The organism is Bernardetia sp. MNP-M8 (genome assembly GCF_037126285.1).
Lineage (GTDB): Bacteria > Bacteroidota > Bacteroidia > Cytophagales > Bernardetiaceae > Bernardetia.
Genome location: NZ_CP147012.1, coordinates 4,519,400 through 4,533,683 on the forward strand (window position 1 = coordinate 4,519,400; position 14,284 = coordinate 4,533,683).

Genomic DNA, 14,284 nt, shown 5'->3' on the forward strand with positions numbered 1-14,284 from the left:
AAAAACTTGAGAATTATTTTATTCCTATAATCAATTTTTCTCCTTCATAGACCAAATCGCCTTGACGATTATTCCATTCTCTTACTTGTGCCGTTGAAAGGTTATATTTCTGAGCAATAGAAAAAAGTGTTTCTCCTTTTGCTACACTATGATAATCATAATTTACTTTCGTTGTAGCATCAGTAGTTATATTTTGTTTTGTCTGTGAAGAAATTGCAGTATCGTTATTTGCCATTTGCAAAACTCCCTCATTCACAATCATTTTCTTGCCCACAGGAAGGTCAATTACAGTTGTTTCTAACTTATTCCACTTCCAAATATTAGCCACAGGAACACCATATTTTTCACTCAAATTATATACATTTTCATTTGGCTGAACAGCATGAAAACCTGCACCATAATACTCTACTGGATAGACTGTTGCTGTTGCTTGATTTTTTGTTTCTTCTACAACAGTTACAGTAGTTTTTGGCTTCGAAACAAAAAGTGTATCCCCTTTATAAATTGTTCCATTTGCAGGAATTTTTGGATTCCACGCCATCATTTCTTTTGTAGTTATATTAAATTTTTGAGCAATTTTGCCAAGCATATCTTGTGGCTTTACCACATAAATTTCTGCTTTTGTTTCTATCTCTTCAATTTTGGTTTTTATTGTGTCTGTATTTACCATTGCAACCTCAAATCCCATAGCATCATAACCTTTTGTGCCTGCCTTGTCAGGATTTCCTCCAATCTTTATAATTTCTTCTCTAGTAAGTGTAGAAGGGTTTGTTTTAACTTGACTAGAAGCAGTATTTACTTGATTGACTCCATTACTAATTGCAGGGTCAATCAAAGTAGGGTCTTTAAATTCTGAGCCTCCTGCTGCTGTTGCATTATTTCCACTAGAATTATTAGTAGAATTATTTTTTTCTATTTCAACTCTAGAACCTGCTGGAACTGCCAAACTAGATTTGAGAATGATTTTGTCTCCTACATCAATATTATCTCCTACAATAAATCCATTCCAACGAATTACATCTTTTGGATTCAAATTATATTTTCTTGCAATCGACCAAAGAGTTTCATCTTTTTCTACAATATGATAATCTGAATTTGTAGTAGTGAGAGAAGGCTCAACTGGACGAAAATCTTGCTGAGGAGTAGGCAAGAGTACACCTGAAGAATCTAAAAAAGTTACAAATTCTCCATTTGCATTTTGCTTGACGACTACTTTCTTGTCTGATGAAGTAGTTGTTTTTGTATCTGTTTTTTCGGTAACTAAACTTCCATCATATACTTTGTCTTCTTTGCTGATATTTGGCTGACTAACAATAAGTTTTTGCCCAGTATAAGTAGTGTAATCAGGTAAACTATTCCATTCTTTTAGTTTTGACATTACGACATTATATTTTTTGGAGACATCATACAAACTTTCTGCTTCTGCTACAGTATGATACTTCACAACATTAGTAGTAGTGGTTTCTGCATTTTTCTTAGCGTCTGTTTTTTCTGTAATAATAACTCCGTCTGTGCCTTTATCATTATCAAATTCAGCGAAAGAACCTTGCTCTGAAGTAGTGGTTTTAGTTGGATTATTATTTTCAGTTTTTACAACTGTTGTAGTGGTTGCATTATTTTTCTCATTATTATCTACTCCAGCTAATTCTGTCTTTTTGAGTTCTTCCCATTCTGCCATTAGTTCTGGGTCTGCTGCTGTTTCTTCTTCCTCGCTTTCATCAAAACTTGCCACAATTGGAGTAACATCTCTTACTTCGACAGGAATTCTTTTAGGTCTTTTAGTCTGAATCCATAGAACTCTTCCTACTTTTACTTTATCATCTTCATCCAAACGATTATATTTCAATAAATATTTGTAACGCATTGCATATTTTTGAGAAACATCCCAAAGAGTTTCTTTATCCATCAATACATGTGTAGCAACATCTTTAGCTCTATTTCCTTTTTCTTGAAGATAATAAACTTGTCCTGTTTTGATGGCATCAGTAGGTTTCATGTCATTCCAATCCAAAAAGTCAGTAACCTCTATGCCAGCAGCATGAGCCATTTCACTCAAAAAATTCCCTGAAAGAGCCACCATTCCTTTACGTTCATTAATGGTTGCAAAAACATATTTCTTGCCTTCAATAAGACGTTCTTGTCTGTCTACTATTTTTGGATAAATATCTTTCTCAATAACTAAAGTAGTATCTAAAGGAGAAGAAGCCCAAGAAAAAACAGGAAAACTGCTACCTACAAAAATAATCAAAAACAAAATAATTAGAGTTTGATGTCTATAGGGATTTTTTAAAAAATAGTTTGAAAAATAATACTGCATAAGACTTAAATTTATAGTTTTATTTAGTGAATGGCTAAGGAGCAAACTAATACTGTAAGTAAAAACTATCAGTTTGGCTTTTTGTTAATTTGGTTTTACTCTTTAAAAAAAGATGATTTTTTGAGAAAAATCCATAAAAATAATTTAGTATTTTTATTGAGATTCAATTTGGTTATAAACTCAATAAAATAAAAATAGATTCAACAATTTACATGAAAGATAATCAATTTAAACAAAAAAGTACAACAATTACTAGACCTAGTAACGAAAATCCTAAAAGTATAGTTGTTTTTGGGGCAGAATCTTCTGGAAAATCTACATTGACAAAAGAACTAGAAAACTATTATGGGGTATTTTCAAATCCTGAATTTTCAAGATTATATTTAGATATAAAAATGAAATATGCAAAGTATGAGGATACAAATTCACTTACTTTTGATGATGTAGAGCCGATTGCAATAGGGCAGCTTTGTAGTGAAAATCAAATAAAAAATCTAGCTATTTCGCACAACAATTCTTTCTATTTTTTAGATACAAATTTGCTAACTACTTATGTATATTCAAAATATATTTACAAAAGAGTTCCTTTTTGGTTAGATAAAGCTATTCAAAATCAACTCTATTCACACTATCTTTTATTAAAACCCAACACGAAGTGGGAGTTTGATAAACAAAGAACAAATGACGAAGGAAGGCAGTTTTTTTATAAAAAAATGAAACAAGAATTAGAAAAAAGAAACATTGAGTACTCTGAAATTGGAGAACTTAATGATAAAAGACTTGAAGAAGCTATTAAAATTATTGATTACTATAATAAATAACATAATTTAATACCTAATTTTTAGTAGAGATAAAAATAGAAAATACTAGTTTTATTGGTTTATAGTATATATATCAAATGACCAGTAAAAGCAATATTTTTTTTAAAACAATGTATCTGATATACAGATTTATGCGTTATTTTACTATTACTCTTACTTTTATGTAAATCTGCATATCTTTGTAACTTAGAATAATTCAAAAAACTATATTTAATTAATTAAGTTAATTAAAATACCATTCCAACTATGAAACTATTTTACTACTTATTACTTTTTATTCCTTTATCTTTAATTTCTTCACAAGTTTCTGCTCAATGCACAGGTTGTGATAGAGTCATTTCAACAAATGTTAGTTTTTCGGTTGCTTCTGGTGAAAAAGTTTGTCTTACTTTTACTGGTACTTTTACTGGAAATATTGATTTTTCTGGGAACGGAACTCTTTGTGTCTCTTCAAATACAACAGTTTCTAATTCAATAAATATGAATTTGAATGGAACTAACAATAGTTTTGAAAATTATGGAACTTGGAATAAGAATTTAAACCTAGGTAATAATAATAGTTTTAATAATTTTGGGAATTTTTCAGTAGGCTCACTTACTGTTGGAAACAACAGTGTTTTTACAAGTACAACTGATGTAACAGTTACAGGAAATACACAAAATGATAATAATGGAACTATCAATATAACAGGAGATTTCTCTACTGGTAATTATACAGGAGGAAATAATTCAGTTTTGAATGTAGGTGGAGATATGGATGCCATAAATATAACGACAGGTGGAGATGTCGTAATAGGAGGAACAACTTCTGCTGTAAATGTAACTAATAATAGTGGTGGCTCTATTGTATTTGGTTCTGGAGGAACAATTTCTGGAGCCGTACAAAATAATGGAGATATGGAGTTTGGTGGAGATACTACTATTGGAGGAAGTTTTACTAATAATGGTAATGGCAATATAACGGTTGACAACTCAGTTGTGTCAGTAGGAGGAGCTTTTGCAAATAATGGTGATATAGTAGCTCTAGGAAGTTGTGGTAGAATCAATATTGCAGGTTCTTCAGTAAATAATGGCAGTGGAAATGTAGGCACAGATGGTAGTAATGTAGATATTTGTGATACTTCATCTAGCAATGGAGGAAGTTTTGATTCAAATGGAGGAAATATAGGACCAAATGTATCTAACTGTACTTGTGTGCCAACAATTTTACCAATTACACTTAGCTCATTTACAGCTAATAAAGAAACTAATAACAGTGTTTACATAAACTGGGAAACAGTGTTTGAATTGGATAATCAATATTTTCAGATAGAACGCTCATTTTCGGGAACTGATTTTAAAATAATTACTCAAGTTTCATCTCAAAACAATAATCAAGAACCCAACAAAGAGAGAAAATATTCTTTTATAGATAATCTTACAGATAATACTTTGAGTCTAACTTCGTCAAATGAAAATATTTATTATCGTTTGAAACAAATAGATACAAATGGCAATTTTACTTATTCTCCTGTCGTAGTTGTACAGGTAGAAAAAAATGATACTAAAGAAATAAAACTTGTGTCTTTTCAAAATGAATGGAAATTTGTCTTACAAAATCCAGTTCAAGTAAAAATTTATTCTAGTATAGGTGTTTTGAAGGGAATACATAATTTGAATCAAAATCAGAATATAATTTCAGTTTCTAGTCTTTCAAAAGGAATGTATATTTTGCATATTCAAGATAGTAAAACAAGTAAAATGACTGTTTTGAAAGTAGTTAGATAAAAATTAATAATCTAATAAATCAAGATTATATCTCTTGATAATTTTCTTCAAAAGCTCACCATAAATAGGAGAGGTTGCATAACCTACACCCCCATATTTGGTAGAACCAATTTTGTCAGCCCAATCTTCATAGTTTTTTCCTTTTGTAAATAAGGGAGAATAACGTTTGCTTTCATTCAAAAAAATGGAATGCGCTCTAAATGATTCCCAAGGCGAAGTATAATCAGCAAAGCTATCTTTTATCAGACATTTATAAAGTGTTTTTCCATCTTTCTGAATAATTTTTGAACTTACTATCTTACTTTTATTGGCTTTATATTCTGCTGCTGTATAATATTCTGTTGTAGTTATAGCTTTTGTTTTTCCTCTTTTATCTTTTATTCCAAAATAATTATTATTCACAATTCGCTGTCCATAAGCTGTTTCTAAAGCAGATTGAGCCAGTTTTATAGAAGCAGGAACGTGGTATTTTGCTTGTTCCATGAGTGCTGTTTCAAATTTTTTAAGATCTTTTGTTCCTGTAAAGTATGCCATTACATGAGGCTCTACCTTGGTTTGATTAAAAACAACAGTAATAAATGCTTCACTCAGTTTCTGATTTAATTCTATCATTTTTTTATCACTAAGTTGTTCTAAGCGAGATACTTGATTGTCTATAAGTGCTTCACTAATTAGGGTGTGTTTTACCTTCAAAAAATTCTTTCGTTTGTCTTCTGTTTCTGTTTTTGAAATAGAATTACTTTTTGATAAATGCTTATAGCCATAATCTACAACATCATTATATTCTACATCATCATTGTCTATATTATCAGTATTTGTATCTGAACTAGTCTCTTTATTTAATCCTTCTCCTTCTAAATATTCTTTTGTAGCATTTTCTGTAAGTGTGCTAGTCTGAGCAAGTTGTGTGTCATCTTTTCCTGACATCAGAATAGAAACTTGTAAAACAGCTATAATACTAAAAATACCAATTAATGCAAATACTAGTCTATTGTTTAATTGAATAACAAGTGTAAGTATATTATTTTCCTTTTTAAATGGAATTTTTATTTGAATGGATTTAGAATAAACAGGACGAGTAGCCCATTTTTTAAAAGGTGTTGGTAACATTTTGATATAATTTTTAAGCTATTGGTTGAATTTGGTTTTTAACTATTACTATTGGTGTAGAAGAAATATACTTTCATACTTTCAGGTACTCTATAATTATCATAGTAATCATAAATATCACTTGCTAATCAAACATATAATAATCAATTAGACTGTAAATTTAACGAAAAGATGTTAGTTTTTCGTTCCTTTCTAAAAGACAAAGAAAGATGAACAAAACTAAATCTCTGATAAGACTTCAATTACTTTTAACAAAAAAAAGCCTTTCGTATCTTTGGAAGAGTTATTTTTTTCTAAAAAAAATACGTATTTTTCATATTCTTGCCAAACTAATAATTACAAATCCAAATCTATGCTAATTTTAAAAAAATTACTACTACAAGCTGAGTCAAACAATAGAATACGAAAATCAGTCAGTTTGTCTGTTTTTCTGTTTCTGACAATCATTTCTTTTGCAAGTCAGGCACAAAGACATTTTAATGATGAGAAGAATTTTGTGCAAGACATGCGACAAGTTATTGAAAGAAAATCCCAACCTACTACTTTAGAAATTGCTGATGGAGTGGCTGCGCTTTGGGAGAGTGGAATGTCAGAAGAACAAAAAAAATTGTTATTCAAAGTGGCAAAGGATATGTATAAACGAAATTATCCTACAAACCCAACTTCAGAAGATTTCTATGCCTGTATTGTGTATGGAAGAAAAAATGGAAGACTGACTGATGAGCTTCTGACCTCTTTTCTGAAAGTTGCTGACACAACTGTTTTGGAAGCTTCGATAGGTGTAGCAACTAATTTTTATAGAATAACACGTCTTTATCTAACAGAAAATAAATTATATAAATATAGAGAAACAAGTGGAGTAACTGTAGAAGGAAATAATAATTTTTCTTTTGGATATGGAAGAGAAGCTGCTGTTCCTGAAAGTGCCGTCGAACTGCCTGCTGATATAACAGAAATTATTGAAAGTAAAACAGATACAGAAACAAAACAAGAAGAGAAAAAAGAAACAGCAGAAGATTTAGGTTGGGGAGAAACTGAAACCAAGACAGACAATGATGGCTGGGCAAATGATGGTTGGGATACAAGTTGGGAAGAAGAAAATACAGGAGATGTAAAACCTGACCCAAATGTTTGGGGAAGTCCTGATGAATGGGGTTCTGGAGGAGATTGGGGAGATACAGGAAGTGAGACCAATCAAACAAAGAAAAAAAATGATATAAAACTTGAAGCAGCTGTAAAGCCTAATGTGGTGTATGATTACAATGCCGTTTCTGAAAAACTTCCTCTTGCAGGTCCTTATATGAATTTGGATAACATTACTTTTACTATCCAAACGCCAAATGATACAGTACAAATAAAAAATACCACAGGACAGGTAGTGTTTGCAGAAGCAGCTTTTACAGGTGAAGGAGGACGTTTTGATTGGGGCGTTTTGCCTGATGTGTATGGAGAATTTACTAAGTTTAGTTTTGTAGTACAAAAACCAGAAATAAAAGCAGAAGAATTCAAATTACATTATGGAAGCTATGTCGATTCTGCTGTGGTGGGACAGTTTGATTATTTTGCTTCTCGTACAAACAACAAGGAAAATCCATTATATCCAAGGTTCACATCTTATAAGAGTGATATTGAAGTAAAAGGATTTTTGAAAGATATTATTTATCAAGGAGGTTTTTCACTAATAGGAAAAAAGATAATTTCTAAATCGCTAGGTGGAGGAGCATCTTCTATACGATTAGAACAAGAGGGAAAAGTGCGTTTCAAATCTACTTCAAGAGAAAGTTATGTTTTTAGTGAACACGCTGTTACAAATCGTCTTTCTCAATTAGTTATTTATACGACAGATAAAGATTCCTTAGCACACCAAGGTGTAAAGTTACGTTATGATGATGAAAGCGAACAGCTTTTAGCTCGTAGAGACAAACAACTTTTTAAATATGCTCCTTTTATAGATTCTTATCATGATGTGAGTATTTCGGCTGATTATGCAAGTTGGGATATAAAATCAGATACCATGAATATGTATAGTTTGGCAGGGCGTGGTGCTGTTATGTCAGCTTATGAAGCTGCTAGTAGAAATGTATCCAAGAGAGATTCTATTCTCAAACAGATTGATTTTGTAACCGTTACTTCAAATGCTTATTTCAATGAATATGAGCTTAGGTCTGTTCAGGGAATGTATCCTTTCAACCCTTTAGTGATGGCTTGGGCATATATTACACAGAGAAAACCATTTGGACTTTCTTTTACAAGTGCAGATTTGGCAAATCATTTTAAACAAAAACCTGTGCATGTAAAAAGTTCAATGCGTGATATGGCAGGTGCTGGTTTTGTAGAATATGATGAGGCTGCCGATTGGGTTACCATGACTCAAAAAGGAGTGCTGTACGCAAGAGCTAATTTGCCAACAACTAGCCGATTACGTTCTGATTATGACCAAATTAGGCTCTCTTCTTTAGGTACAAATAGTGATAACCTCACCTATTATTTTGAAAATAATGAACTTAAAGTAAGAGGTGTAGAAGAAGTATTATACAGTAATGCAAAGGTAGATTCAGTAAATTACTACGCTGTAAAAGCAAAACCTGTTGATAAGCAAGTGATTATTAAAGAAAATAGAAATATGACTGTCAATGGACAAGTGGCAGCTAAAAACTTTATCTTTAATGGAGAAGGATTCGAATTTGATTATAAAGATTTTAAGTTTGATATGGAAAAAATTGACTCTATGCAGTTTTTTGTTGATGGAGATACCATGCCAAATAGTTTTAAAGATGTATCAGGAACATTTTCAATCAACCTTCCTTACAACAAAGCAGGAGTATATGACCAACAACGATTTAAAGATTCTCAGCGTTATCCTCTTTTTAATACTACTTCTGGAGGAACAGTTCGTTTTGGTGGAAGTGAAGTAATGGGAGGAGCATATAGCGATTCGACAGTTCGTTTTGATGTAGATAACTTTACGTTAGATAGTTTGGCAAAAAGAAAACCAGAAGATTTACGCTTTGGTGGAACATTCAATACACCAATTTTTGATAAATTCAAAGAACCAATACGAGTAATGCCTGACAAATCACTTGGTTTTACACACAATGTAAATGACCCACAACATGCAGATGGAATGTCTTTGTATGGAGGAAAAGGAAAGTTGCTTACAGGAAAGGTAGTAGTCAGTAATAGTGGTATTCGTGCAGGTAGTGAGCGATATATTCAAGATATTGAAGAAAACTCTAAGAAAAATGTCAAGACAAAAGACTTAACAGAAGAAGAAACAATAGATAATACACCAGCCAAAATAACGTATCTAGCTGCCGAGCTAAACTCAAATGATTTTATCTTTTTTGCTGATTCTGCTACTTCAAAAGGAGAGTTTGCAGCAAAATTAGCTACTTCGAAAGGTAAAATAAATGCTGTTACTATTGATGATGCTATGTTTCCACAAGTAGAATTAGAAAATTATCGAATGAAATGGCTACCAAAACAAGATAGTATGATGCTTTCTACAACAGACCAACCTTTCCGAATGTATAAAGGAGAAAGTGGAACGCTAAAAGAAGCAAATTATACAGGAACATTAGCTCTTACTCCATTAGGCTTGAAGGGATATGGAACAGTAGAAACACAAGATGCCATCATTGAATCCGAATTATTTGCTTTTGAAACCACTCGTGTTTTTGGACGTGAATCAGATTTTCAGATTAAATCTTTAACTGATACAACCATGCCAGCAGTTGCAGCAAAAAATGTGAAATTTGAGTATGATATTTTAGCTACTCCTCGTACTGCTACCATTACTTCTGAAGTTTTGGGTGAGCAAGTTTTTGATTTTCCAAGCTTAAAATACAAAACTTCACTGGCAACAGGATATTGGAATGCAGATGCTCAAACAGTAGCTTTTCGCTTAGACGAAACAGGAGATATTAGCAAACAATATTTTGTTTCTACTGCTCCAGAGCAAGACAGTTTGAATTTTAGAGCTGCTTTTGCTAATTATCATATTCCTAGTGGTAACTTAACGATTGGTGGAGTACCTTATATTTTGGTAGTAGATACAGAAATTTATCCAAGAGAAGGAAATGTTACCATTCGTGAAAATGCTAAAATGGATAAGCTAGAAGATGCCGAACTCGTAATTAATTATATCAATAAATACCACAAACTGACAGAAGGTAATGTAGATATTCTTTCTAAAAATGAGTATCAAGGTGAAGCTATTCTAAACTATGACAACGGAACAGATAAAATTCAATATCTACGACTGAATAATTATGGTAAACAAGTAATTAAAGAAGAAGATTTGCCTGATAGCTTACGCAAAACAGATATTGCAGAAAAACTTATTGGTACAGAAGGAACTATCTCAGTTACAACTATCGAAGAACAAGATGATGTCATTGATGATACTGATTTTATCTATTCAGAAGGTAAGCAGTTTAGAGGAGAAGTAACTCTAAAGGCTTGGCTTTCGGAATTAGAATTCAATGGACAAGCAAGACTTGTAATTGATGGTGTGCCTCAAACAGGTTGGTTTCCTTTGGTAAGTGCAGCTTATGTAGATGCAAAATCTAAGAAAGCACAAAAAATTGCAGCAGCAGGTTCATCAGAACTAATTAAAGACCAAAAAATTGGAGGTCAGCCTGCATTTACAGGAATTTATTTGAGCGAAGAAGGTTTATTTGTTCCTGTAATGCAGGAAGATATTCCTAAATCAGAACCTATACTATTAGGAGAAGGACAAGTAAAAGTAAAACCTGAAGAAAAATCAATTTTGATTATTTCTGAAGAAAGAGCCAAATCATCTGAAATTGAAGATGGAAACTCTTTTAAAGCCAGCAAAACATTAGGAACAGCTGAGTTTGATGGAAAACTATTGTTGTTTAAAAGCAATCAAAGAGCGCAAGTAGATGTTTCAGGTGTTGGAAAAGCAAACTTCCAAAACAAACAATATACAATTGATGCAATGGCAAGTATTAATATAGAATCAAAAGGAGATGCACTCTCATTTATGAGAGATGATTTAAATTCGTTTGTAGAGGAAAATAGAGAACGTCTAAAACTTGAGCCTACTGTAAACAAATCAAAAAACACGCTTCTCAAAATTGCAGGACAAGCAGGCGCAAAAGAAGCTCAAAACTTCCAAAAACGATTTGCTCCAAATGATTATGGTATTGCAGACGTAATCAGTAAAACAATTGTTCTCTCAGATGTAACAATGAACTGGTCGCCTGATGAACAGACTTTTTATAGTGTAGGTGATATTGGTTTGGCTGCCATCTTAAAAGAAGAAATTGATGTCAAAACGACAGGTTATTTTGAAATTCCACAGACAGGAAGTAGAGATGAGTTTACACTTTATTTTGAACTTGACCCAGATAAATGGTATTACTTTCAGTTTGACGGACGTACACTCAAAACACTTTCTTCAAATGAAGAATATAATACTCTAATTACAGATCCAAAAGCAAAAGATAAATTTGATTTGGCTGATAGAGCAGAAATAGATGAGTTTATGGCTCGTTTTAGAGGTGTTTATCCAGCAACACCTTCTATTCCTCTAAAATAGATTTTAAATAACTTCTTTGATAAATAAAGCAAAAAAAAGTCTTACAAAATATATTTTGTAAGACTTTTTTTATTATTAAAAATTTATTCAAAATCTTTTACTTTTATTTTACACATCTGACCGTTTTTTAGATTGTGCCAAACAATTCCTTCAATTCCTGTATCATTTTTTTGATTACCGAATTTAGTTTTTTGATTAGGAAGCCATTTTTTTAACTCTTCAAAAGAAGTTGGAGCATCTTTATAGACCACTTTTTCTAGCCAATTTTCTAAGGAAAAAATAAATAAAGTATGCCCTTCCAAATTCAACGGATTGCCTTGTATTTTTTCTCCTAGTGCTTCTGCACTCCATTCTCCATCAGCAACATCTGAAAAATCAGTATTTTCTACAGCTTCAAAAATATATTTATCAGCTTTATCTTCTTTGCTTGCATCTACATACCAAGGGTCTTTTATTCCATTTGCTTTTTGTTTTTTGTCTGGATTTCTGCGCTTTTCTACTCTCACAACAGTATTATTTCTGACAGTTACACGCACATTTGTTCCATCCAACTTTTCGGTAGCAATAGCATTTTCAAAATCAAAATCTGTAACAACGAGTTTATTGTTTACTTTTCGGTCAGTTTCCCAGTTTCGGTCGAAAATGGTTGGTATTTTTTCCATGTTTTTAGGGTTTATAAAAATAGTATTCTTTATCTAACTTATATAATTTTATTTTTGTTCTTTAAAACAATACACAAAATATTTTGTAAAAGCATTTTTTAACAATTTGTTTGTTTTGTAGGTTTCGGTCTTTGTAATATGAATCTTCCAATACGATTAGTCATTCACAGTTATTTCCTTTTCTCTACTAATTCTATTCTCAATATTCTATCAAAAATGTTATTTTGATTGGCAAGAACGATAATCACATGGACAATATTTGCAATCAACAGCCCAAAGCCTAACAAACTTCCTATAACTCCACTTGCTCCTGTAACTGCTTCTAAAAAAACTACAAGACTAATTGCAGCAAAAAGACAAATCCAATAAAATACATTTCTAAATAGAAGAACAAAAGGAGAAGCTTTTTTTTGAGTTTGTGTATGTATAAAATAAAGTCCCATTATTCTTTTTCCTATACTAGATTTGATTCCTATAATATCCCTAAAGAGCATATAGGCAATTCCTATCAAAAAAGGCAAAACATCAAAAAAGTTATTATTAAATCCCATAAAAGCAAAAAAAGAAATTGTTGCTAAAACAATAGCTACTAAATTATCTATCAAATAAGCAAAAATACGATTATTAGTGTCAGCCTTTCTAAAGTCATAAACAATAGGCTTAGAAAGTTTTAGTTTGGATTGAACAGGAAATTTTTTGAGTGTAAATGTCTGTCCACAATGTTTTGAGTTCATGTATTCCCAGCTTTCTTTCAAAAAAGCAGATTTACAAGAAGCACAAAAAACTATTTCATCTCCTACACAAAATTCATCTCCTGTCACTGGGTCTTGACGGTTTTCTTTTAGAAAAAAAGTTTCTTTTTCGGTAAGTGTTAAAGCATTTTTCATTTTAAAGAGGACGGTTATAGCAAACTTTTAATATTCTTTTACTATTTCTTACTCTAAAAATAAGAATTTGGTTGTAAAAATAGTAAACAAATATTCTTAAAATTGATTTTAAAAACTCATTCACTAAATCATTTGATTCTATATGCTTAACTTTGTAAAAAAATACAAATCAATTAAAAACAATGACACAAGAAGAAATCATAAAAGCTATCAATGAAAAGTATCACAATTTAGGTGAAAATCCAGATACGTATTTAAAGGGATTGTTACAAGCCAAACCAATTAATTACTGGGATTATATTGAAGTAGATACATTACTTTCCCTTCAAAAACCTCGTACTGACTTTAAAGATGAAGAAATATTTATCATTTATCATCAAATTACTGAGCTTACTTTAAAGTTGATGGTTCATGAATTAGAACAAATTATTGAAGAAGAAAACATTACAGAAGAATTTATTAGTACCAAAATTCATCGTCTGAATCGTTATACTTCTATGCTTATTAATTCTTTTTCAGTAATGAGTGAAGGAATGGATTATGATGATTACAATACATTTAGAAGTACTCTGACTCCTGCAAGTGGTTTTCAGAGCGCACAATTTCGTTTTATTGAAATTTATTGTACTAGGGTAAAAAACTTAATTAATCAGAAAGGAATAGAGCGTTTGTCTGAAGTTGAGAGTCCAAAAATTGAAGATTATTTTGAGCATATCTATTGGAAAGATGCAGGACAAAACCGAAAAACAGGAGATAAAACGCTTACTTTAAGACAGTTTGAGGAAAAATATTTAGATAAATTCATTCTTCTTGCCAAAGAGTTAGAAGGAAATACAGTAGAAGATAAATTGATAAAATTAAATAAAATTTCGCCTATTTCGGCAGAGTTACAAAAGCTATTGAGAGAATTTGATACGCTTTATAATGTTACTTTTCCACTTGTTCATCTCAATACAGCAAAGCATTATTTGGATAGTAAAGGCGAAAATAAAGCAGCTACTGGAGGCTCTGCATGGAAAAAATATCTACATCCAAAATTCCAACAACGTAAATTTTTCCCTACGCTTTGGACAGAGGAAGAAAAAGAACATTGGGCAGAAACAGAAAAAGAGTAGAAAAAAAATGTGGTACAGAAGTATATAAATAAATTATAT

General features: G+C 31.4%; 8 protein-coding genes. 4 read left to right on the top strand and 4 right to left on the bottom strand.

What is annotated here, in order from left to right; translation table 11 throughout:
- Positions 1-13: 13 nt before the first annotated feature.
- A complete protein-coding gene (locus tag V9L04_RS18300) occupies positions 14-2,317 on the bottom strand; it encodes a LysM peptidoglycan-binding domain-containing protein (RefSeq protein ID WP_338791368.1) in 2,304 nt (767 codons plus the stop codon).
- A gap of 212 nt (positions 2,318-2,529) precedes the next feature.
- Here V9L04_RS18300 and V9L04_RS18305 point away from each other — a divergent pair, with 212 nt between their 5' ends.
- Positions 2,530-3,138: an ATP-binding protein gene (locus tag V9L04_RS18305; RefSeq protein ID WP_338791369.1), complete on the top strand. Its 609-nt coding sequence runs from the start codon at positions 2,530-2,532 to the stop codon at positions 3,136-3,138.
- 246 nt (positions 3,139-3,384) lie between these two features.
- Positions 3,385-4,905: a T9SS type A sorting domain-containing protein gene (locus tag V9L04_RS18310; protein WP_338791370.1), complete on the top strand. Its 1,521-nt coding sequence runs from the start codon at positions 3,385-3,387 to the stop codon at positions 4,903-4,905.
- Between the two features lie 3 nt (positions 4,906-4,908).
- Here the strand turns inward: V9L04_RS18310 and V9L04_RS18315 are convergent, their stop codons facing one another.
- On the bottom strand, positions 4,909-6,015 hold the full coding sequence (locus V9L04_RS18315; RefSeq protein WP_338791371.1) for a glucosaminidase domain-containing protein: 1,107 nt from the start codon (positions 6,013-6,015) through the stop codon (positions 4,909-4,911).
- A 352-nt stretch (positions 6,016-6,367) separates the two neighbouring features.
- Here V9L04_RS18315 and V9L04_RS18320 point away from each other — a divergent pair, with 352 nt between their 5' ends.
- A complete protein-coding gene (locus tag V9L04_RS18320) occupies positions 6,368-11,581 on the top strand; it encodes a hypothetical protein (protein ID WP_338791372.1) in 5,214 nt (1,737 codons plus the stop codon).
- 83 nt (positions 11,582-11,664) lie between these two features.
- On the opposite strand, the gene V9L04_RS18325 is transcribed toward V9L04_RS18320, so the two are convergent.
- On the bottom strand, positions 11,665-12,243 hold the full coding sequence (locus V9L04_RS18325) for a hypothetical protein (protein WP_338791373.1): 579 nt from the start codon (positions 12,241-12,243) through the stop codon (positions 11,665-11,667).
- A 170-nt stretch (positions 12,244-12,413) separates the two neighbouring features.
- Positions 12,414-13,130 (bottom strand): RDD family protein, encoded by a 717-nt coding sequence (locus tag V9L04_RS18330; RefSeq protein ID WP_338791374.1) that lies wholly within the window; start codon positions 13,128-13,130, stop codon positions 12,414-12,416.
- A gap of 182 nt (positions 13,131-13,312) precedes the next feature.
- Between V9L04_RS18330 and V9L04_RS18335 the strand changes: the two genes are divergently transcribed.
- Complete coding sequence (locus V9L04_RS18335) at positions 13,313-14,245, top strand: tryptophan 2,3-dioxygenase family protein (protein ID WP_338791375.1); 933 nt, start codon at positions 13,313-13,315, stop codon at positions 14,243-14,245.
- The last annotated feature ends 39 nt before the right edge of the window (positions 14,246-14,284 follow it).